The sequence below is a fragment of the Desulfosporosinus metallidurans genome (assembly GCF_001936615.1).
In the GTDB taxonomy this organism is placed as follows: Bacteria; Bacillota; Desulfitobacteriia; order Desulfitobacteriales; family Desulfitobacteriaceae; genus Desulfosporosinus; species Desulfosporosinus metallidurans.
Genome location: NZ_MLBF01000260.1, coordinates 1 through 223 on the forward strand (window position 1 = coordinate 1; position 223 = coordinate 223).

General features: G+C 35.9%; 1 pseudogene. It reads left to right on the forward strand.

Annotated elements, in window-relative coordinates:
- Positions 1-223 (forward strand): annotated as a pseudogene (locus tag DSOL_RS28625) (HD-GYP domain-containing protein); the annotation flags it as partial.

Here is a 223-nt window from a genome sequence, read left to right on the forward strand (position 1 = left end):
CTTTATGGGGCATTTATCATGAAGCGAGGCTTATTCAACCTGAGCAGATTGAAAAAACTGTTGTGCTCGTAGAAACTATTCTAAAAGAGCTAAAACCCATAAATGTCTATTTGAATTTAGATGTAGTACGATTAGATTTGGAAAAGTTTAAACAACATGATTATGGAACGTTCGTGCATAGCGTGAACGTCGCTTTATTAGCAACAATTACGGGTATGCGTAT